The sequence below is a fragment of the Kribbella sp. NPDC050820 genome (assembly GCF_040653975.1).
GTDB lineage: Bacteria > Actinomycetota > Actinomycetes > Propionibacteriales > Kribbellaceae > Kribbella.
The window spans coordinates 21,251-40,167 of sequence record NZ_JBFAHB010000033.1; the positions used below are offsets into that span (position 1 = coordinate 21,251).

Genomic DNA, 18,917 nt, shown 5'->3' on the forward strand with positions numbered 1-18,917 from the left:
CCGTCACGAGGCGTGAGCACGGGGTAGCTACCACTAAGCTCGTCGGCATGGACTCCCGCCTGCCGCTGCTCACTGTCGAGACGGTGATCTTCCCCGGGCTGGTGCTCCCCATTCCGGTCACCGACGTGCAGGGCCGCGCGGTGATCCGCGACCTGGTCGAGAACGGTGGCGAGCTGGTCTGCGGCGCGCTCGCGGTCCGGGACGGGTACGAGCTGGGTGAGCGGGTGTTCCGGTCGCTGTACGGGACCGGCTGCGCGGCCACCATCTCGGAGATCACGCTGGACGCGGACGACGACGGGCCGGTCGAGATCACGCTGACCGGCAGCCGGCGGTTCAAGGTCGCGGAGCTGGACGGCAGCGGCGACTACCTGGTCGCGGACGTCGAGTGGCTGGTCGAGAGCCTCGGCGACGACCCGTTGGGTACGGCGACCATCGCGCTCGACCGCTTCCGGCGGTACGCGGCCGCCGTCACCGAGATCAGCCGCCCCGGCCTGCACATCGCCGACCTGCCCGACGACCCGAGCACGCTGTCGTACCTGATGTCGGCCGCGATGACCCTGATCACCCCGGACCGGCAGAAGCTCCTGGAGGCCCCCGACACCACGTCCCGCCTGGTCCAGCTCGTCGGCCTGCTCGACACCGAGCTCACCGCCATCGCCGCCCTCCCCTCGCTCCCGGCCACCGACATCAGCTGGTCCACGATGGCCCCGAACTGAGCCCTACCGATCTGAATCCCAGGTTGGTATGGTTTTGGTATGAGCAAGCAGATCACTGTGCGGTTGCCGGACGAGTTGGTGGAATTCATGGACCAACTGGTGGCGGCCGACAAGGCGTCGAGCCGGGCCACCGTGGTCGCCCGGGCGATGGAGCGTGAGCGCCGCCGGGAGCTGGCCGCCCGCGATCTCGCCATCCTTGCCGAGCATGGTGAGTATGACGACCTGGACGGCCTGGCCGCTGCCGCGTCCGGGACTGTGCTCAGCGATCTCGACTGATGCGGCCGATCCACATCGCCCGGCTGGACAAGCCGCGGCCGGTGGTGGTCCTGACCCGCGAACTGATCCGCCCGCGCCTCACCAACGTGACGGTCGCCCCGATCACCAGCAGAATCCGCGGCCTGTCCACCGAGGTCCCGGTCGGCCCCCGCAACGGCCTCGACCACGACAGCGCGATCTCGTGCGACAACATCCAGACGATCCCCAAGCTCCAGCTGGGCCGCCTGATCGGCTACCTCCACCCCGACCAGGAACCGGCCCTGGCCGAGGCCATCACCCTCGCGTTCGACCTCGAGGGTCCGCTCTAGCCCAGCTTGGTGACGTCGCGGACGGCGCCCTTGTCGGCGCTGGTCGCCATGGCGGCGTACGCGCGGAGCGCCTGGGAGACCTTGCGGTCGCGGTTCTTCGGCGCGTAGACGCCGTTCAGCGCAACGCGGCGGGCGTCCAGCTCCTCGTCGGACACGAGCAGCTCGATGGAGCGGTTCGGGATGTCGATGCGGATCTGGTCGCCGTCCTGGACCAGGGCGATGGTGCCGCCGGACGCGGCCTCGGGTGAGGCGTGGCCGATGGAGAGTCCCGACGTACCGCCGGAGAACCGGCCGTCGGTGACCAGCGCGCAGACCTTGCCCAGCCCGCGGCCCTTGAGGAAGGACGTCGGGTAGAGCATCTCCTGCATTCCCGGGCCACCCTTCGGCCCCTCGTAGCGGATCACCACGACGTCACCCGGCTGGACCCGCTTGGCGAGGATCTTCTCGACCGCCTCCTCCTGCGACTCGCACACCACCGCAGGACCCTGGAACGTCCAGATCGACTCGTCCACGCCGGCCGTCTTCACCACGCAGCCGTCTACGGCCAGGTTGCCCTTCAGCACCGCGAGCCCGCCGTCCTTCGAGTAGGCGTGCTCAAGGTCGCGGATGCACCCGTTGGCCGCGTCGGTGTCCAGCGTGTCCCACCGCTCCGACTGCGAGAACGCTGTCGCGGACCGCTTGCACCCCGGCGCCGCGTGCCACAGCTCGACCGCCTCCGGCGACGGCGAGCCGCCGCGCAGGTCCCAGGTCTTCAGCCACTCGTCGATCGAGTCGCTGTGCACGGTGGTGACGTTCTCGCTCAGCAGCCCGGCGCGGTGCAGCTCGCCGAGGATCGCCGGGATCCCACCGGCCCGGTGCACGTCCTCCATGTAGTACGTCCCGCTCGGCGCCACGTTCGGCGCGACCTTGGCCAGGCACGGCACCCGGCGCGACACCGCGTTGATGTCGTCCAGGTCGAACCCGACCTCGGCCTCCTGGGCGGCGGCGAGCAGGTGCAGGATCGTGTTCGTCGAGCCGCCCATCGCGATGTCCAGCGCCATCGCGTTGCCGAACGCCTCCGTGGACGCGATCGACCGCGGCAGCACGGTCGCGTCGTCGGTGTCGTAGTACCGCTCGGTGATCCGTACGACGGTCTCGCCGGCCTTCTCGTACAGCGCCCGGCGGGCGGTGTGGGTCGCGAGCACCGAGCCGTTGCCGGGCAGCGACAGCCCGATCGCCTCGGTCAGGCAGTTCATCGAGTTCGCGGTGAACATGCCGGAGCAGGACCCGCAGGTCGGGCAGGCGTTCTCCTCGATCCGCAGGATGTCGGCGTCGGAGACGTTCTCGTTGACCGCCTCGGACATCGCGTCGATCAGGTCCAGCTTGCGCACGGTCCCGTCGACCAGCGTGGCCCGGCCGGCCTCCATCGGGCCGCCGGAGACGAACACGGTCGGGATGTTCAGCCGGAGCGCGGCCATCAGCATGCCCGGGGTGATCTTGTCGCAGTTCGAGATGCAGACCAGCGCGTCCGCGCAGTGCGCCTCGACCATGTACTCGACCGAGTCCGCGATCAGGTCCCGGGACGGCAGGCTGTAGAGCATCCCGCCGTGGCCCATCGCGATCCCGTCGTCGACGGCGATCGTGTTGAACTCGCGCGCGATCCCGCCGGCCGCGTGAATGGCCTCGGAAACGATCCGGCCGACCGGCGCCAGGTGGGTGTGGCCGGGGACGAACTCGGTGAAGCTGTTCGCCACCGCGATGATCGGCTTGCCGAAGTCCTCCCGGGCGACCCCGGAGGCCTGCATGAGCGCGCGGGCGCCCGCCATGTTGCGGCCGTGGGTGACAGTGCGGGACCTCAGAGCAGGCACGGGGTATCTCCTAGGTGTGGGACAACTCGTCCGATGGTGCCACGCCCGTCCAGATGGCGGTACGCGGGTCCCGGATTCTGGCGGGCTCGAAAGTGCCTGACCGGGGCGGTGGGGTGGGGGAGGAAATTGTCTGTACGCGGTCCTAGCCTGGGGAGCATGACGGGCTACGAGCTCCACTCGCGGCGAGTGCACCCTGCCTTGCGCCCGTACGTCGCGGACATCAGCGGCTACGCGTACGTCGGTGAGCCGCCGCCACTGCATCGCGGCCTCCCCTCGCAGTACCTCACGCTCGTCATCACGCTGGACGATCCGCTCGGCGTCGCTTGGCCGGACTCCCCCGTGGAGAAGTACGACACACTGATCGGCGGCCTGCACTCGACCGCGGTCCACATCGGCGAGACACCCAACCGCTCCGGCATCCAGCTCGGCCTCACGCCGGCCGCATCCCGCGCGCTGTTCGGGCTGCCACCGGGCGAGCTCGCGTCGATCGTCGTCGGCCTGGACGAGGTCATCGGCGCCCCGGCGCGTGTGCTCACCGAGCGCCTGCGGACGGCGCCGTCCTGGGTCGACCGCTTCGACGTGCTGGAGGCGATGTTGCTCCGGCAGTGGGCCGAGCCGCCGGCCGCGGAGACGCGCGCCGAGGTGGGCTGGGCGTGGCGACGGCTCCGCGAGACGGCCGGCGGCATCGGCGTACAGGATCTGGCGGAAGAGGTCGGCTGGAGCCGGCGGTACCTGACCGACCGCTTCACGACGGAGTACGGGTTGGCGCCGAAGGTGGCGGCCCGGGTGATGCGGTTCGAGCAGGCGGTCGGACGGCTCCGGCGCGACCATCGAGTCAGGCTGGCGGACGTGTCGGCCGAGCTCGGGTACGCCGACCAGGCGCATCTGACCCGGGAGTGGAACACGATCGCTGGTTGCTCGCCGCGGCAGTGGATCGCCGAGGAGCTGATCCCAAACGTTCAAGACGTACCGGTCGCCGCGGCGGCAGAGTCGGAGGCATGAACACGACAACCGAGAACAAGATCGCCATCGGGGTCTGGCCGACGCTCGTCTACCACGACGGCCACGCGGCCCTGAAGTTCCTCACCGAAGGTCTGGGATTCACCCAGGTCTGCCTGTACGCCGGTGACGCCGAAGGATCGATCGCGCACTCCGAGCTGGCCTGGCCGGCCGGTGGTGGCGTGATGGTCAGCTCTGCCGGTCGTTCGCGCCAGCCGGACGACTTCTCCTTGCTGGCCGACCATCCGCAGTCGGTCTACCTAGTCGTCGACGGCGACCCGGATCGGCTGCTGGCCAAGGCGATCGCGGCCGGTGCTGTCGTCGTCCGCGGGCTGCGGGACGAGGACTACGGCTCCCGTGGGTTCACCGTGAAGGACCACGAGGGCAACCTGTGGAGCGCCGGCACGTACCCCGGCGAGATCACCGCGTAAGGGTTATCCACAACCCGCCCACGAGGTCCGGGATCGCGTGTCCCGGAGTCACTAGAATCGCCGGGTGACCGAGACAGCCGCAGTCCTGGACGAATCCGCCGGCGAAGCACTCGACGTGCTCCGCCGGGTGTTCGGGTACGACGCCTTCCGCGGTCAGCAGGCCGACATCATCGACACCGTGATCGCGGGCGGCGACGCGTTGGTGCTGATGCCGACCGGCGGCGGGAAGTCGTTGTGCTACCAGATTCCCGCCCTGGTCAGATCCGGTGTGGGCGTGGTGATCTCGCCCCTGATCGCGCTGATGCAGGACCAGGTAGACGCGCTGACCGCGCTCGGTGTGCGGGCCGGGTTCCTCAACTCCACCCAGGACTTCGAGCAGCGGCGCGAGGTCGAGCAGGCGTTCCTGGCCGGTGAGCTGGACCTGCTCTACCTGGCACCCGAGCGGCTCCGGGTCGAGGCGACCGTGCGGTTGCTGGACCAGGGCAAGATCGCGCTGTTCGCGATCGACGAGGCACACTGCGTGTCCCAGTGGGGCCACGACTTCCGGCCGGACTACCTGATGCTGTCGGAGTTGCACGAGCGCTGGCCCGACGTGCCGCGGATCGCGCTGACCGCGACGGCGACCGAGGCGACGCACCGGGAGATCGCGACCCGGTTGAAGCTGTCCGACGCCAAGCACTTCGTCGCGAGCTTCGACCGGCCGAACATCCAGTACCGGATCGTCCCGAAGGACAACCCGCAGCGGCAGTTGCTCGACCTGCTGCGCACCGAGCATGCCGGCGACGCCGGCATCGTCTACTGCCTGTCCCGCAACAGCGTCGAGAAGACGGCGGAGTTCCTGACCAAGAACGGCATCGAGGCCCTGCCGTACCACGCCGGGCTGGACGGCCGGACACGCGCGGCGAACCAGGCCAGGTTCCTGCGCGAGGACGGCCTGGTCGTGGTCGCGACGATCGCGTTCGGCATGGGGATCGACAAGCCGGACGTGCGTTTCGTCGCGCATCTCGACCTGCCGAAGTCGGTCGAGGGCTACTACCAGGAGACCGGTCGCGCGGGGCGGGACGGGCTGCCGTCGACGGCGTGGCTGGCGTATGGGCTGCAGGACGTCGTACAGCAGCGGAAGATGATCGACACGTCCGAGGGTGACCTGGCGCATCGCCGTCGGTTGAGCTCGCATCTCGACGCGATGCTCGCGCTGTGCGAGACCGTGCAGTGCCGCCGGTCGCAACTCCTGGCGTACTTCGGCCAGCAGGGCGACGCGTGTGGGAACTGCGACACCTGCATGACCCCGCCCGAGTCATGGGACGGCACGATCGCGGCGCAGAAGTTGCTGTCGACGGTCTACCGCCTGCAGCACGAGCGCGGTCAGAAGTTCGGCGCCGGCCAGTTGATCGACATCCTGCTCGGCAAGGAGACGGAGAAGGTCAAACAGTTCCGGCACGACCAGCTGACCGTCTACGGGATCGGCACCGAGCTGAAGGATCCCGAGTGGCGCGGCGTCGTCCGGCAGCTGCTCGCGCAACGGCTGCTCGCGGTCGAGGGCGACTACGGCACGCTCGTGCTCACCGAGGAGAGCGGCGAGGTGCTCGGGCGCCGGCGCGAGGTGATGATGCGCCGCGAGCCCGAGCGGGCAGCACGCTCGTCCAGGTCCTCCAGTGCGAAGAAGGCTGCCGCGGACCTCTCCCCCGAGGCCGCGCCGATCTTCGAGCGACTGCGCGCCTGGCGGGCCGGTGTGGCCAAGGAGCAAGGCGTGCCGGCGTACGTGATCTTCCACGACGCGACGCTGCGCCAGATCGCGACTGATCTCCCGGGCAGCCTGACCGAGCTCGGCCGGATCAGCGGAATCGGCGAGAACAAGCTGGCCAAGTACGGCGAGGGCGTGCTGGAAGCGCTGGCCGGCCAGGACTGACCCGGGTGTCGAATCCTGCGCCCATTCTTCGACGGGAGGGTACGGGGCGCGGACCGGCCGCGCTCCCGGACTGAAGGAGCAGGCTCATGTCCACAGCGGTGTTGTTGATGTCGATGTCCCTCGACGGTTTCATCGCGGGCCCGAACGACGTACCGGGTAACCCGGGCGGCGATGGCTTCATGCGGCTGCACGAGTGGTACGAGCGCCCGGACGGCGAGTTCGGCAGACCCGACGGGCCGGCTGGCGAGATCGTGGACGAGTTGAACGCGACGGGCGCGGTGGTGGTCGGGCGACGGACCGCGGAACAGGTGGACTACTACGGCGGTGACCACCACGGCACGCCGCTGTTCGTGTTCAGTCGCTCAGTCGACCCGGCAGCGGCGGCGAAGTACCCGGCGGTGACGTTCGTGACGGACATCGCGAGCGCGATCGCCCAGGCCAAGGCGGCCGCCGGCGACAAGGATGTCCTGGTCCACGGCGCGTACACGGCGCAGAAGGCACTCGAGGCGGGAGTGCTGGACGAGTTGCAGATCGACCAGGTTCCGGTGCTGTTCGGCCAGGGCCGGCGGCTGTTCGACGTACTGCCGGACCGGATCGAGTTGGACATCGTCCGCGTCATCGACACCCCGGCCGCGACCCATCTCCGCTACCGCGTCCGGCGTTAGGTGAGCAAGGGTTGGAGGGCTGTGGTGAGGTCGGTCATCACGGTGTCCACCTGTTTGTTGCCGTCGGCAAGGAGGATGGCGACGGAGATCTTCTTGTCCGGGATCACGACCAGCAGGCTGGTGTAGTCGGGCATGACGCCGCGGTGGCCGACCGCCGTACCGATGCCGAAGCGCTGGGTGAACAACATCGTGCCGAGGCCGTACTCGCCGTCGCCCTTGGTCATCTCGCTGACCAGGTTCGCCGGGATCACGCGGCCGCCGTACAACTGGTAGCCCCAGCGGGCGACCGTCGGCGCGTCGGCCGCGAGCCCGGCGTTCGCGGCGGACAGGCTCGCAATCGCGCGGCAGGGCAGGTAGCCGTCATCGGCCTTGCCACACACGGGATTCGCGTCACCGACGATCGGCGGCTGCGGCTTCTCGCCGTCCTGGAAGGCGGCTCGCAGCAACTCCGCGGGAGTCGCCAGATCCTCGCGCAGTGCCTTCGCCAGCGGCTTGCCGGCGACGTTCTCGATCAGCATGCCGAGGAGCACATAGCTGGGGTTGCTGTACGTGTAGCTGCCCGGCTGGCCGACCGGCGCGGAGTGATAGGCCAACGCCTGCTCGGCGGTCCAGGACTTGTCCGGCGCGGCCTTGATCGCTTCGTCCATGCGGCCGTAGTCGGCCGGCAGATAGTTCGGTACGCCGGACAGCATCGCCAGGTGCTGCCGCACGGTCGCGTTGTTGGCGGTCAACTTGTGCTTCACGTACGTCGAGATCGGCGCGTCCAGATCCACGTTCCCTTGGCCGGCGAGCAGCATCACCTCGGCGGCCACGAACGTCTTCGTGATGCTCGCGACCCCCATGGTCGTGCCCGGCCCGATCGCCTTGCCCGCAGCATCGACACCGGCCGCGCCGGACCAGACCCACCGATCCGTGACGACGGCCGCGCTCACTCCCCGCGACGCCGACTCGTCGGCCGGATTGGCGCCGTACCGGCTGACGACCTTCGTGAGCACGGCCTGCAGGGTCTCGGCTTTGGCGGACTCCAGCGGCGCCGCTGCAGGTTGCGGCCAGCTTGGCGATGCCTCGGACGTCGCCGCGACCGGCCCGCCGCTGTCCTCGCTACACCCGACCAGCGCGAGCCCCACTACCGCCGCAACGATCCCCCACCGCCTCATCTGCCGATGGTCGCACCCCACGAGTTCACTGTTGCCCGTGCTCGTGTGAGGGTGGGGGCTATGGCACGCGTTCTGGTGACCGGGTCCGCGGACGGGCTCGGTCAGATGGTGGCCCGGGAGTTGATCGAGCAGGGGCACGAGGTGGTGTTGCATGCGCGGAATGCACGGCGCGCCGACGACGCCGTCGCTGCGCTGCCGAAGGCCGCTGGTGTGGTGATCGGGGATCTGTCGAGTATCGACGAGACGCGCGGCATCGCCCGGCAGGCCAACGACTCCGGTCGGTTCGACGTCGTCGTCCACAACGCGGCGGTCGGGTATCAGGAGCCGCGGGTCGAGACGGTCGACGGGCTGGAGCACGTGTTCGCGGTCAACTCGCTGGCGCCGTACCTGCTGACTGCGTTGATCGAGCGGCCCGATCGGTTGGTGTACCTGAGCTCGGGGATGCACGAGAGCGGCGATGTCGTACTGGACGATTTGCAGTGGGTACGGCGCCGGTGGAGCGGGTCGCGGGCGTACTCCGACTCGAAGCTGCACGACGTGATCCTCGCGTTCGCGGTCGCCCGGCGCTGGCCCGCCGTACTGTCGAACGCCGTCGACCCGGGCTGGGTGCCGACGCGGATGGGCGGCCGCGGTGCGCCCGGCGACCTCGGCCAGGCGCACCTCACGCAGGTGTGGCTGGCGACAGCGCCGAGCACGCCGAGTGGCGGGTACTACTACCACCTGCGCCCGCACGCGACCCACCCGGCGGCCGCGGACCCCGAGGTGCAGGACGCGTTCCTCGAGGCCTGCGGCGCGCTCACCGGGGTGCCGTTCCCCGGGTGATCACTCCTGGACGACGTACAGCGTGTTGCCGTCCGGGTCGCGGAAGCTGAACATCGGCGGGACGTCGGGCCAGCGGATCAACTCGTCGGTGTCGACACCCTCGGACTGCAGGTGCTTGTGCGCGGCGGCCGCGTCGGGGGTGACCAAGCGGACGCCGGTGTCGGTCGGACCGTCGCTCGCAGCCGGCGTCAGGGCGAGGTTCGTCGGGGAGCCGGGCGGCGCGACGACGATCCAGCGGCCGCCGATCTCAGGCAGCGGCGCGTCCATCAACAACTCGAACCCGAGCGTCCCGGTGTAGAACGCCAGCGCACGATCCTGGTCCCCGACCGGGACCCCGATGGTCCGGATACCGGTGAAGTGGTTCATCTCTACCTCCTGGTGGTGGGTGCTTTCACCAAGGGGTAGAAACTGCCTGGGAGATTTCGACATCCCGACTCCACAAAGAAGCCCCGGACGGCTTTGTAGCGGCTGTCCGGGGCTTCTTCGGGCGGGTTACTTCGCGACTACTCGCAGGCTGAACTCGGCCTTGCCGTCGCCGGTCGAGCGGACGACGTAACCGCCCGCTCGCAGGGCCGCCAGGTCCTTGTTCCGGCTGAACTCCCGGCTCAGCGAGCCGGCCGCCTCGAAGTCGACGTAGCCGATCGTCACCGCGCCCTTGGTGTCGGGCAGGGCCTGCTTGAACGTGTCGGTCCCACCCAGGTTGCCGCCCTTCAGCACCTGCTCGGCGTACGACTGGTCGGTGGCGACCACCAGCGAGTCGTCGTCCTTGGCGGTCTCGATCGGGATGTTGCCGTTCGCCTTGCGGCGCAGCAGGTCGGTGAGCTTCTCCACCACCGGCTCGGCCTTGGCCGGGTCGGTCTCGATCCGGGCCGCGATCCTCGGGCCGTTGCCGGCGTCCTTGTCGATGGCCACCGCCAGGTTCTTGCCCAGCAGGTTCTTCAGGTCGTCCGGCAGGGTCAGCCCGGTCTCGTCCTGGAACGCCTCGACCATCTGCTGCAGGTTGCCGTTCGACGCCTTCTCGACCTGCTTCCACATCGTGTCGACCAGGTTCTCGCCACCGGAGATCGCGATCGCGCCGGCCGTGGTGTCGGGCAGCTGCCCGATCAGCTCACCGGCGTCCGCGCCGTCGACCTTGACGCTCTGGTCACCGTGCACGATGCCCTTCAGCTCGACGTACGACGAGTCGAAGCGCAGCGCGGCCGCCATCGACGCGTCCGAGATCCCGGCCAGCTGCTCGGACCCGACCTTGCCGGAGATGTCCGCGATGCCCTTCGCGTCGGCCCAGACCGAGGCGAAGCCCTGCTCGCCGAGCGCGTCCATGTCGGCGCTGAACCTGGCGTTCTTCTCCAGCGGGTTGTCCTTGCTGGTGGCAACGGCCTGGTCCACGGTGGCCTGGTCGTCGGCGAGCAGCACGTAGCCGTTGCTGAACGCCCGGCCCGGCTTCTTGTCCTCGTTCGCCATCAGCTTGTCCAGGCCCTTGGCGGCCTCGTCCTCGTTCTTCACCTCGACGGCGACCACGACGACCGGCTCGTCCTTGCCGTCGGCGGGCGGCAGCGCGGCCAGGCCGGCGCGTTCGCCGAGCCACGGCTTGACGTCCTTCTCGTAGTCCACGTCGGCGAGGTCGTCACCGGCGTACTTCTTGATGCTCTCGAACAGCTTCTGCCGCAGGTCGTCCTGCTCGCCGGTCAGGCCGAGGTTCTCCTTCACCGACGGGAACTTCAGCAGGTACCGGATCGCGGCGACCTTCTGGCCGGCCGACGGGTTCAGGTCGACGCGGGCGTAGGCGACCGCGTTGCCCGGCAGCACCGCGGCCGGCTGCTTACCACCGTTCAGCTTGCCGTAGGCGAAGATGCCGCCGCCGGCGACCACCAGCACCATGGCCAGCGCCGCGACGATCGGGATCAGCTTGCCGCGCTTCTTCTTCGGCTCGGGCTGCCACTGCTGCTGCCCCGGCCCGAACCCCGGCCCCTGCGGCGGCTGCCCACCGACATGCATCTGCTCGTACGACGCCTGCCCACCAGCCTGCCCGTACTGCTGCTGCCCGTACGACGCTGCACCGGGCTGCCCGTACTGCGTCCCGCCGTACTGCGGCCCCGGCTGACCCTGCTGCGGTCCCGGCTGACCCTGCGGCGGCCGGCCCGGCTGCCCGTACTGCTGCGGGCCCGGCCGGCCGTACTGCGGCTGCCCCTGCGGCGCCGGACCAGGACGACCCTGCTGCGGCTGACCCTGCTGCGGCCACTGGCCCTGCTGGTTGCCCTGAGCACTCATCGGCGGACGCTGTCCACCCGGCTGATTGCCGTACTGGTTCGGGTTCTGCTGCGGACCGCCCGGGTACTGCGGATTGGGCGGATAGTTCTCGGACATAAGCTCCCTCGCGTGGTCCCAAGCGGCCTCACCCGCTGGGCTAGGTCGTGTCCGGTGCTCCAGCGCCTACTGCGCGGCACTCGGCACGGCATCTCGCCGCACTGGAGCAAAGGCCACGATGGATCCGCATCGAGACCTTCACTCCAGCACGCCGAGCTACCGCACCGAGCACCTGCTCGCGACGGCGCCGGAGCACCGGACACGACCAGTCAGGCTAGTGCACCTGCGGCGAGGACTCTGACGTGCCAGGTTGCGATGTGGTTGCAACCGATGTGGTGGTTGGCTCGGCACGCCAGGTCGTGGCGGCGATGATTGCGGCCGCCAGCGCCGCACCGACCAACCATGCCGCAGCAGGGGTCCATGTGTGCAGTTCGAGCGGGGCTGAGACCAGATCTCCCGGCTTGGCGGCCTCCAGCCGCGGCTGCAGCGGGTCGTGGCCGAGGAACATGCCGACGCCCCACGCGACCCCCGCGCCGAGCACCGCGCCGAGGGTGACGATCGCGACCGACCACGGACCGTAGTTCCGCAGCCACCAGAACAGTGCACCGCCCAGCACCAGCGCGACGAGGAACCCGATCGCGGTGAAGGTGCCGTCCGGCCCGAACACCCGGGTCATCTGCTCCTCCCCCAGCGCGCCGCCCTGCTCGTCCACCGTGTACTGCGCCAGCGGCGAGAACTGCTGCCACGCCCACCCGGCCACCACACCGGCGACCAGGAACCCGATCACGGTCACCGCGATCGCCTTCGCCCACGGCATCGCCGGCTCCTGCGGCGGCGGCGTACCGAAGGGAACCCCCGACGGCGGCGGCAGGTACGGCGAAGGCTGGGCAGACTGGGGTTGCGTCACCTCGACAGTGTGCCGCACCAACCCCACCAACCCTGCATTGACCCGAAAACAGACGTCCCGCACACCCCTCGGCGAACCGAGGAGGGTGCGGGACGTTCGGTACTACTTACTCGCCGACCAGCTGGTCGTAGTGCGTGGTGAGCGACACGTGGTTGACGCCGTTGAAGACCCCCGGGATCTTGCCGTACGACGTGATCGCCGTCGCGGCGCCGTTCGCCTTGCTCATGGCGTACAGGTACCCGGACTGCGTGTTGTGGTCGACACCGGCGACGAGCGAGCCACCGCGGGTGCCGCAGCCCTCGACGACCAGCGACTCGTACGCGGCCCACCCAGTGCTGCGGATGAGCTTCAGCACCGGCTTCGCGCCCGCGGCGACCGGGATGCGAACGGAGTAGAGCGCACCGGCGGTGGTCGTCATCAGCAGCGTGTCGTACGTCGCGGTCTCGCTGATCACGGTCATCGCCTTGAAGCCCCGGAAGCCGGGCAGCGGGCCGAGCGACCGGAAGCCGGTGCCGACCATCTGGTACCGGTACAGGCTGCCGTTGGTGTTCAGGCCGTACAGGTACGCGTGCCGGGGCTGCGCGACGCTGTAGTTGGACGTGGCGATCGCCTTGAACGTCGACCAGCCCGGCCCGACCTTCTTGAAGGTGGGCACCGGGTTGCCCTCGTCCGGCAGGTACGTCGTGTGCCGGTACAGGTTCGCGCCCTGCAGGAGCAGGCCGTAGAAGTAGAGCTGGGTACCGGTGGCGTTCTGCGCCAGGTACCAGGTCGCGTTGGCCCGGGTGCTGACGTAGTTGAACGGATCCCAGGAGAAGCCCGCCGGCGGCTTGCCGGCCGTGGCGTCGATCTCCTGCATGGTGCCCGCGGCGGTGGGCACGCCGATCCAGATCTGGCACGCCTCGCTGACGGCCAGGGCCCGCACCGACTGCGGGTTGGTGACCTTCTCCGAGAAGTGCGGCTTCGGGTCGGCCGTGCCGGTGGCGGCGGCCGGGACCGAGGCAGCCGTCGCGGCGAGCAGGCCGACGGCGGCGAATGCAGGCGCGAGGCGCTGCAATTTCATAGGGAGTTCCCCCTCCAGAAACGTCTCGAGAGCTCGAGATCGCGCCGACTATAGCTGACGGCACAGACAACCGACGACCTAGTTGCTCCCGGCCCCGATCAGGTCCTCAACCGGCCAGGCAGGACGGCCCCAGCAGCGCCTTCAGGTCAGCGCTGAGCGCCGAGGTCGGGGTCACCCGGAACCGGTCGCCGATCCGCATCACCGTGGTCTTCTGGCGGGCCTGCAGCCGCAGCTGCACCTCGGTCATCCCGGGGTGCGCCTGCAGGATGTCGCGGAGCTGGTCGACGACCGGCTGGGTGCAGCGGGTCACCGGCATCGTGATCACCACCGGTCCGCTCGGGCCCTCGGTCAGGTCGGGGACGACGACCTCGTCACCGCTCAGCTCGACCCGGTCCTCGCGACGGCGCAGCCGGCCCTTCATCAAGATGATCGCGTCGTTGCTCAGCAGGTGCGCGTGCAGCTGGTACGCCGAGGAGAACATCATCACCTCGATCGAACCCTCGAGGTCCTCGATGGTGACGATCGCGTAGATGTCGCCGCGCTTGTTCACCTTGCGCTGGACGGCGGTGACCAGGCCGCCGATCGTCACCCGGGTGCCGTCCGGCCGGTCCTCGTCGGCGAGCAGCTGGCCGATCGTGCAGTCGCTGCCGTTGGTGAGCACGTGCTCGACGCCGAACAGCGGGTGGTCGGAGACGTACAGACCCAGCATGTCCCGCTCGTGCGAGAGCTTGGTCGCCTTGTCCCACTCCTCGATCTCGGGGACCGTGACGGTGAGCCGGCTGTTGCCCTCGCCCTCCTCGGCCTCGTCGTCCCCCATCGAGAACAGGTCGAACTGGCCGTGCGCCTCGTTCCGCTTCAGGTCGATCGCCTCGTCGACCGCCTGCTCGTGCACCGCGACGACCGCGCGCCGGGCGTGGCTCATCGAGTCGAACGAGCCGGCCTTGGCCAGCGACTCGATCACCCGCTTGTTGCAGACCGGCAGCGGCACCTTGTCGATGAAGTCGACGAAGTCGGCGAACCGGCCCTTCTCCTCGCGGGCCGCGACGATCTCGGCCACCACGTTCACGCCGACGTTGCGGATCGCGGACAGGCCGAAGCGGATGTCGGTGCCGACCGGGGTGAAGTTCGAGTCCGACTCGTTCACGTCCGGCGGCAGCACCTTGATACCCATCCGGCGGCACTCGTTCAGGTAGATGGCCATCTTGTCCTTGTCGTCCTTCACCGACGTCAGGACCGCGGCCATGTACTCCGCCGGGTAGTTGGCCTTCAGGTACGCCGTCCAGTACGAGACCAGCCCGTACGCCGCCGAGTGCGCCTTGTTGAACGCGTAGTCGGAGAACGGGACCAGCACGTCCCAGAGCGCCTTGATCGACGCCTCGGAGAAGCCGTTCGCCTTCATCCCCTCGGAGAAGCCGACATACTCCGCGTCCAGCACCTCGCGCTTCTTCTTGCCCATCGCGCGGCGGAGCAGGTCCGCTTTGCCCAGCGTGTAGCCCGCGAGCTGCTGGGCGATCGCCATCACCTGCTCCTGGTAGACGATCAGGCCGTACGTCGTCCCCAGGATCGGCTCCAGCGCCTCGGCCAGCTCGGGGTGCAGGTAGCTGACCTCCTGCTGCCCGTTCTTGCGCAGGGCGTAGTTGGTGTGGCTGTTCGCGCCCATCGGGCCGGGCCGGTAGAGCGCGCCGACCGCGGAGATGTCCTCGAAGTTGTCCGGCTTCATCAGCCGCAGCAGCGCCCGCATCGGGCCGCCGTCGAACTGGAACACGCCGAGGGTGTCACCGCGGCCGAGCAGCTCGAACGTCGGGCCGTCGTCCAGGGTCTTGGCCAGCTCGTCCAGGTCCAGCGCGATCCCGCGGCTGGCCTCGACGTTCTTGACCGCGTCGTCCATGATCGTCAGGTTGCGCAGGCCCAGGAAGTCCATCTTGACCAGTCCGAGCGTCTCGCAGCTCGGGTAGTCGAACTGGGTGATGACCTGGCCGTCCTGCTCGCGGCGCATGATCGGGATCAGCTCGATCAGCGGCTCGCTGGACATGATCACGCCGGCCGCGTGCACACCCCACTGGCGCTTCAGGTTCTCCAGGCCGCAGGCGGTGTCGACGATCTTGCGGACGTCCTGGTCGGACTCGTACAGCTGGCGGAACTCGCCGGCCTCGGAGTACCGCTTGTGGGTGGAGTCGAAGATCCCGGACAGCGGGATGTCCTTGCCCATCACCGACGGCGGCATCGCCTTGGTGATCCGGTCGCCCATCGCGAACGGGTAGTCCAGCACCCGGCCGGCGTCCTTGATCGCCTGCTTGGCCTTGATGGTGCCGTAGGTGACGATCATCGCGACCCGGTCGTCGCCGTACTTCTCGGTGACGTAGCGGATCACCTCGGGGCGGCGGCGGTCGTCGAAGTCGATGTCGAAGTCGGGCATCGACATCCGCTCCGGGTTCAGGAACCGCTCGAAGATCAGGCCGTGCTGGAGCGGGTCCAGGTCCGTGATCCGCATCGCGTACGCGCACATCGAGCCGGCGCCCGAGCCACGGCCCGGGCCGACCCGGATGCCGTGCTCCTTGGCCCAGTTGATGAAGTCCGCGACGACCAGGAAGTAGCCCGCGTACCCCTTCGAGGTGATGACCTCGATCTCGTACTCGGCCTGCTTGCGGACGTGGTCCGGCACGCCGCCGGGGTAGCGCTTGTGCAGGCCGGTCTCGACCTCGGCGACGAACCAGGACTCCTCGTTGTGGCCGTCCGGGCAGGGGAAGCGCGGCATGAACCGGCCCTCGCCCTCGGTGAAGCTGACGTCGCACTGCTCGGCGATCAGCAGCGTGTTGTCACACGCCTCCGGGAGCTCCTTCCAGACCTCGCGCATCTCGGCCGCGGTCTTCACGTAGAACTCGTTCGCGTCGAACTTGAAGCGGTTCGGGTCGGACAGCGTCGAGCCGGACTGGACGCAGAGCAGCGCGGCGTGCGCGGTGGCGTCCTCGGGCTTGGTGTAGTGCAGGTCGTTGGTGGCGACCAGCGGCAGGCCGAGCTCCTTGGCCAGCTTCAGCAGGTCCTTCTGGATGTCCCGCTCGATGCCGAGGCCGTGGTCCATCAGCTCGCAGTAGAAGTTCTCCTTGCCGAAGATGTCGCGGAACTCCGCGGCGGCCTCGACGGCCTCCTTGTACTGCCCGAGCCGGAGCCGGGTCTGCACCTCGCCGGACGGGCAGCCGGTGGTCGCGATCAGGCCCTGGCCGTAGGTATTCAGCAGGTCGCGGTCCATCCGGGGCTTGAAGTAGTAGCCCTCGAGGCTGGCCAGCGAGCTCATCTTGAACAGGTTGTGCATGCCGGAGGTGTTCTTCGCCAGCAGCGTCATGTGCGTGTAGGCGCCGCTGCCGGAGACGTCGTCGCGGCCCGAGTTCGCGTCGCCCCACTTGACCCGCTTGCGCTCCGAGCGGTGGGTGTGCGGCGTCAGGTACGCCTCCACGCCGATGATCGGCTTGACGTCGTACTTCTTCGCCGTCCGCCAGAACTCGTAGGCCCCGAACACGTAGCCGTGGTCGGTGGTGGCGATGGCCGGCATGCCCATCTCCTGGGCGGTTTTGAACAACTCGTCGATCCGCGCGGCGCCGTCCAGCATGGAGTACTCGGTGTGCACGTGTAGATGCACGAAACTGTCGCTGGACGCCATGTCTGCGCAGACCTCCCAGGGCGTGAGTGAGGGTGACTGCAGCAGCCTAGTTGGGGCCTCGGACACTTTCCGAATGGGCTCTCCGGGGAGTCCCCGACGCGCCCGCTATCCGGTCAGGTACGGCGAGGTGGAGCGGCGGACCTGGCGCCGAGCAGGGGTCCTCAGGACGCCAGGTCCGCCGGTTCAGGCACCGTCTGGCAGGAGGGTCCAGACGGCACTGTTCGGGGGTAGCTTCTCGCCGGCCTCGGGGTCGCTGGCGAGCAGCAGGGTTCCGTCGATCGGGTTGACGACCGGCCGGGACGAGCAGTTGACCGCGCACGCGAAGCCGTCACCTCGGGTGAACGCCAGTACGCCGGGCTCGGCCGGCAGCCAGCGCAGTTCGCCAGTGCCGGACGTGAGCGCCGGGATCCGGTGCCGCAACGCCAGTGCCTCGCGGTACAGGTGCAGCATCGAGTCGCCGTCGCCCAGCAACAGGTCCGCCGCGTGCTCGGCGAACCACTCCGGTTGTGGCAGCCACGTCGTACCCGAGCCGCCGTCCGGAGAGAACCCGAAGGAGTCGTGCTCTGCCCTCCACGGTAGCGGTACCCGACAACCGTCCCGGCCGCGTCGCACGCCGCCGGTCCGGTGGAACATCGGATCGGTCAGCACATGGTCCGGCAGGTCGGTGACCTCGGGCAGGCCCAGCTCCTCCCCTTGATAGAGGTACGCCGATCCCGGCAACGCCAGCATCAGCATCGCCGCCGCCCTGGCCCGCGCCCGGCCGAGCTCGAGATCGCCGGGCCCGGCGCCTGGTGCACCGCCGGCATACCGGGTGACGGACCGCGGCATGTCGTGGTTGTTCAGCACCCAGGCGACGGAAGATCCGGACCCGGCGATCGTCTCGAGGCCGCGGTCGATCACGTCGTACAGCGACCGGTCGTCCCACTCGGCGCGGAGGAACTCGAAGAAGAAGGTCTGGTGCAGCTCGTCGGGGCGCTGGTAGCGCGCGAGCTGCTCGGTGTCGAGCAGGCCGACCTCGCCGACCAGCACCCGCTCCCGCCCGGTGGCCTGCGAGTACTCCTCCGTGATCGCCCGCCAGCTGCGCCAGACGTCGTGCACCTCGGGCTGGTTCCAGGCGTGCGGGTTGACCGGGTCGCCGGTCACCTCGTCGCAGTCGGCGTGCTCGTGGTCCGGCAGGCCCTCGGCCTTGTGCAGGCCGTGCGCGACGTCGATCCGGAGCCCGTCCACGCCGCGGTCGAGCCAGAACCGCAGTACGTCCTCGAAGGCCGCCTCGACGTCCGGGTGCCGCCAGTTGAAGTCCGGCTGCTCCGTCGCGAACGTGTGCAGGTACCACTGCCCGTCGGGCACGCGCTGCCACGCAGAGCCACCGAAGATCGACCGCCAGTTGTTCGGCGGCTCGTCGCCCTCGCCGTCGGCGAAGTGGAACCGGGCCCGCTCCGGACTCCCGGGTCCGGCGGCCAGTGCCTCGCGGAACCACGGGTGCTCGATCGAGCAGTGGTTCGGCACCACGTCGACGATCACCTTCAGGTCCAGCCGGTGCGCGTCCTGGATCAGCCGGTCGAACGACGCCAGCGTCCCGTAGTCCGGATGCACATCGCGGTAGTCGACGACGTCGTACCCGTGGTCGTGCTGGGGTGAGGGGTAGAACGGGTTCAGCCAGAGGCCGTCGACGCCCAGGCTGCGCAGGTACGGCAGCCGGGCCCGGACGCCGTCGAGGTCGCCGACGCCGTCACCGTTCGAGTCGGCGAAGCTCCGCACGTAGACCTGGTAGATGACGGCAGTCCGCCACCAGTCGGCATGACTCAGCGGCGGGCGACTTGTCTCGGACATCGGGACCTCGGGTGGCGCAGGGGAGGGACAA

At 69.2% G+C, this 18,917-nt stretch carries 16 protein-coding genes; 8 read left to right on the forward strand and 8 right to left on the reverse strand.

Going from position 1 to position 18,917, the window contains the following annotated elements; translation table 11 throughout:
• Positions 1-47: 47 nt before the first annotated feature.
• Genes AB0H36_RS25830 through AB0H36_RS25840 form a run of 3 tightly spaced genes read left to right on the forward strand, consistent with a single transcriptional unit; the run spans position 48 to position 1,300 of the window.
• On the forward strand, positions 48-716 hold the full coding sequence (locus AB0H36_RS25830) for an LON peptidase substrate-binding domain-containing protein (RefSeq protein ID WP_360528398.1): 669 nt from the start codon (positions 48-50) through the stop codon (positions 714-716).
• A gap of 39 nt (positions 717-755) precedes the next feature.
• Complete coding sequence (locus AB0H36_RS25835; protein ID WP_360528401.1) at positions 756-992, forward strand: ribbon-helix-helix domain-containing protein; 237 nt, start codon at positions 756-758, stop codon at positions 990-992.
• On the forward strand, positions 992-1,300 hold the full coding sequence (locus AB0H36_RS25840; RefSeq protein ID WP_360528404.1) for a type II toxin-antitoxin system PemK/MazF family toxin: 309 nt from the start codon (positions 992-994) through the stop codon (positions 1,298-1,300). The genes AB0H36_RS25835 and AB0H36_RS25840 overlap by 1 nt, the downstream gene beginning before the upstream one ends.
• Here AB0H36_RS25840 and ilvD read toward each other — a convergent pair.
• On the reverse strand, positions 1,297-3,147 hold the full coding sequence (gene ilvD / locus AB0H36_RS25845) for a dihydroxy-acid dehydratase (RefSeq protein ID WP_360528407.1): 1,851 nt from the start codon (positions 3,145-3,147) through the stop codon (positions 1,297-1,299). The two genes, AB0H36_RS25840 and ilvD, sit on opposite strands and share 4 nt — an antisense overlap.
• Positions 3,148-3,303: 156 nt before the next feature.
• Between ilvD and AB0H36_RS25850 the strand changes: the two genes are divergently transcribed.
• From AB0H36_RS25850 to AB0H36_RS25865, 4 genes are all read left to right on the forward strand, one after another.
• Positions 3,304-4,149: an AraC family transcriptional regulator gene (locus tag AB0H36_RS25850; protein WP_360528410.1), complete on the forward strand. Its 846-nt coding sequence runs from the start codon at positions 3,304-3,306 to the stop codon at positions 4,147-4,149.
• Positions 4,146-4,577 carry a VOC family protein gene (locus AB0H36_RS25855; protein WP_360528413.1) on the forward strand — a complete coding sequence of 144 codons (432 nt, stop codon included), beginning with the start codon at positions 4,146-4,148 and terminating at the stop codon, positions 4,575-4,577. Before AB0H36_RS25850 ends, AB0H36_RS25855 begins: the two co-directional genes overlap by 4 nt.
• Before the next feature lie 64 nt (positions 4,578-4,641).
• A complete protein-coding gene (gene recQ, locus AB0H36_RS25860) occupies positions 4,642-6,486 on the forward strand; it encodes a DNA helicase RecQ (RefSeq protein WP_360528416.1) in 1,845 nt (614 codons plus the stop codon).
• Between the two features lie 86 nt (positions 6,487-6,572).
• Positions 6,573-7,151 carry a dihydrofolate reductase family protein gene (locus tag AB0H36_RS25865; protein WP_360528419.1) on the forward strand — a complete coding sequence of 193 codons (579 nt, stop codon included), beginning with the start codon at positions 6,573-6,575 and terminating at the stop codon, positions 7,149-7,151.
• Here AB0H36_RS25865 and AB0H36_RS25870 read toward each other — a convergent pair.
• On the reverse strand, positions 7,148-8,308 hold the full coding sequence (locus AB0H36_RS25870; protein ID WP_360528422.1) for a serine hydrolase domain-containing protein: 1,161 nt from the start codon (positions 8,306-8,308) through the stop codon (positions 7,148-7,150). The two genes, AB0H36_RS25865 and AB0H36_RS25870, sit on opposite strands and share 4 nt — an antisense overlap.
• 60 nt (positions 8,309-8,368) lie before the next feature.
• Between AB0H36_RS25870 and AB0H36_RS25875 the strand changes: the two genes are divergently transcribed.
• Positions 8,369-9,130 carry an SDR family NAD(P)-dependent oxidoreductase gene (locus tag AB0H36_RS25875; RefSeq protein WP_360528425.1) on the forward strand — a complete coding sequence of 254 codons (762 nt, stop codon included), beginning with the start codon at positions 8,369-8,371 and terminating at the stop codon, positions 9,128-9,130.
• Here AB0H36_RS25875 and AB0H36_RS25880 read toward each other — a convergent pair whose 3' ends face one another.
• The 6 genes from AB0H36_RS25880 to AB0H36_RS25905 all read right to left on the reverse strand — a co-directional run bounded on the left by AB0H36_RS25880 (position 9,131) and on the right by AB0H36_RS25905 (position 18,886).
• Positions 9,131-9,496 (reverse strand): VOC family protein, encoded by a 366-nt coding sequence (locus AB0H36_RS25880; RefSeq protein ID WP_360528428.1) that lies wholly within the window; start codon positions 9,494-9,496, stop codon positions 9,131-9,133.
• A gap of 126 nt (positions 9,497-9,622) precedes the next feature.
• Positions 9,623-11,494, reverse strand: a complete 1,872-nt coding sequence (locus tag AB0H36_RS25885) for a DUF3352 domain-containing protein (RefSeq protein ID WP_360528431.1) — start codon at positions 11,492-11,494, stop codon at positions 9,623-9,625.
• Between the two features lie 214 nt (positions 11,495-11,708).
• Positions 11,709-12,341, reverse strand: a complete 633-nt coding sequence (locus AB0H36_RS25890) for a hypothetical protein (RefSeq protein ID WP_360528434.1) — start codon at positions 12,339-12,341, stop codon at positions 11,709-11,711.
• Between the two features lie 106 nt (positions 12,342-12,447).
• Positions 12,448-13,401 (reverse strand): hypothetical protein, encoded by a 954-nt coding sequence (locus AB0H36_RS25895; protein WP_360528437.1) that lies wholly within the window; start codon positions 13,399-13,401, stop codon positions 12,448-12,450.
• Positions 13,402-13,507: 106 nt separating this feature from the next.
• Positions 13,508-17,056, reverse strand: coding sequence for a DNA polymerase III subunit alpha (dnaE, locus tag AB0H36_RS25900; protein WP_360528440.1), 3,549 nt, complete (start codon positions 17,054-17,056; stop codon positions 13,508-13,510).
• A gap of 183 nt (positions 17,057-17,239) precedes the next feature.
• Complete coding sequence (locus tag AB0H36_RS25905; RefSeq protein WP_360528443.1) at positions 17,240-18,886, reverse strand: glycoside hydrolase family 13 protein; 1,647 nt, start codon at positions 18,884-18,886, stop codon at positions 17,240-17,242.
• Positions 18,887-18,917: the final 31 nt, after the last annotated feature.

Coding starts and splice junctions, on each gene's coding strand:
- AB0H36_RS25830 (WP_360528398.1), top strand. CDS start 48: ATGGACTCCCGCCTGCCGCTGCTCACTGTCGAGACGGTGATCTTCCCC.
- AB0H36_RS25875 (WP_360528425.1), top strand. CDS start 8,369: ATGGCACGCGTTCTGGTGACCGGGTCCGCGGACGGGCTCGGTCAGATG.
- AB0H36_RS25895 (WP_360528437.1), bottom strand. CDS start 13,401: ATGAAATTGCAGCGCCTCGCGCCTGCATTCGCCGCCGTCGGCCTGCTC.
- dnaE (WP_360528440.1), bottom strand. CDS start 17,056: ATGGCGTCCAGCGACAGTTTCGTGCATCTACACGTGCACACCGAGTAC.
- AB0H36_RS25885 (WP_360528431.1), bottom strand. CDS start 11,494: ATGTCCGAGAACTATCCGCCCAATCCGCAGTACCCGGGCGGTCCGCAG.
- AB0H36_RS25835 (WP_360528401.1), top strand. CDS start 756: ATGAGCAAGCAGATCACTGTGCGGTTGCCGGACGAGTTGGTGGAATTC.
- AB0H36_RS25905 (WP_360528443.1), bottom strand. CDS start 18,886: ATGTCCGAGACAAGTCGCCCGCCGCTGAGTCATGCCGACTGGTGGCGG.
- AB0H36_RS25840 (WP_360528404.1), top strand. CDS start 992: ATGCGGCCGATCCACATCGCCCGGCTGGACAAGCCGCGGCCGGTGGTG.
- AB0H36_RS25855 (WP_360528413.1), top strand. CDS start 4,146: ATGAACACGACAACCGAGAACAAGATCGCCATCGGGGTCTGGCCGACG.
- AB0H36_RS25880 (WP_360528428.1), bottom strand. CDS start 9,496: ATGAACCACTTCACCGGTATCCGGACCATCGGGGTCCCGGTCGGGGAC.
- AB0H36_RS25870 (WP_360528422.1), bottom strand. CDS start 8,308: ATGAGGCGGTGGGGGATCGTTGCGGCGGTAGTGGGGCTCGCGCTGGTC.
- AB0H36_RS25850 (WP_360528410.1), top strand. CDS start 3,304: ATGACGGGCTACGAGCTCCACTCGCGGCGAGTGCACCCTGCCTTGCGC.
- AB0H36_RS25865 (WP_360528419.1), top strand. CDS start 6,573: ATGTCCACAGCGGTGTTGTTGATGTCGATGTCCCTCGACGGTTTCATC.